The following is a 1107-nucleotide window of genomic DNA, read 5'->3' on the forward strand; positions in this document are numbered from 1 at the left end:
GAACGTCGGAGAGCCTTCCTGTTCAATATCATCATCAAAAGCAGCAAGTTCATCATAACCCGCCACATCCACCGACTTTTCACGGTAGTTTTTTGCCGCTTTACCGCCCAGGCACCAGAAGCCACGCCCATTAGTGAAACGCTTCATGGTGAGCGTGTTATCCCGGTGCTTTTTGCCATACCACGGGGCCAGCGCCAGCAGCGACGGAATATCACGAATAGTCGGCTCAACGTGGGTTTTCATAAAGTTCTCGGCATCACCATCCGTCGGCAACCAGATAAGGGTGTTGCGCTGCTTATGCTCTATAAAGTAGGCATAAACACCCAGCAGCATTTTGGAATAACCGACACGGGCAGACTTCACCACATTCACCTCACGGATGTAGTCGCTGCCCATCGCATTCATGATGGCCCGCTGAAAGGGCAGTGTTTCCCAGCGCCCTTCCTGGTATGCGGATTCTTTCGGGAGATAGTAATTAGCATCCGCCCATTCAACGGCGGTCTGTGGCTCCGGCCTGAACAGTGAGCGAAGCCCGGCGCGGACAAAATGCCGCAGCCTGTTAACCTGACTGTTCGATATATTCACTCAGCAACCCCGGTATCAGTTCATCCAGCGCGGCTGCTTTGTTCATGGCTTTGATGATATCCCGTTTCAGGAAATCAACATGTCGGTTTTCCAGTTCCGGAAAACGCCGCTGCACCGACAGGGGGAGCCCGTCGAGAATACTGGCAATTTCACCTGCGATCCGCGACAACACGAAAGTACAGAATGCGGTTTCCACCACTTCAGCGGAGTCTCTGGCATTCTTCAGTTCCTGTGCGTCGGCCTGCGCACGCGTAAGTCGATGGCGTTCGTACTCAATAGTTCCTGGCTGGAGATCTGCCTCGCTGGCCTGCCGCAGTTCTTCAACCTCCCGGCGCAGCTTTTCGTTCTCAATTTCAGCATCCCTTTCGGCATACCATTTTATGACGGCGGCAGAGTCATAAAGCACCTCATTACCCTTGCCACCGCCTCGCAGAACGGGCATTCCCTGTTCCTGCCAGTTCTGAATGGTACGGATACTCGCACCGAAAATGTCAGCCAGCTGCTTTTTGTTGACTTCCATTG

The 1107-nt window shown here is 53.4% G+C and carries 2 protein-coding genes; both read right to left on the reverse strand.

What is annotated here, in order from left to right:
- Window positions 1-585, reverse strand: a 585-nt coding sequence (locus ACJHXB_RS24715; protein WP_323610122.1) for a phage terminase large subunit family protein, incomplete at its 3' end; no start/stop codon positions are given.
- A complete protein-coding gene (locus ACJHXB_RS24720) occupies window positions 560-1105 on the reverse strand; it encodes a DNA-packaging protein (protein ID WP_000453580.1) in 546 nt (181 codons plus the stop codon). The genes ACJHXB_RS24715 and ACJHXB_RS24720, both read right to left, overlap by 26 nt.
- Window positions 1106-1107: the final 2 nt, after the last annotated feature.

It is taken from the genome of Escherichia sp. WS3227_2 (assembly GCF_046486495.1).
Lineage (GTDB): Bacteria > Pseudomonadota > Gammaproteobacteria > Enterobacterales > Enterobacteriaceae > Escherichia > Escherichia coli.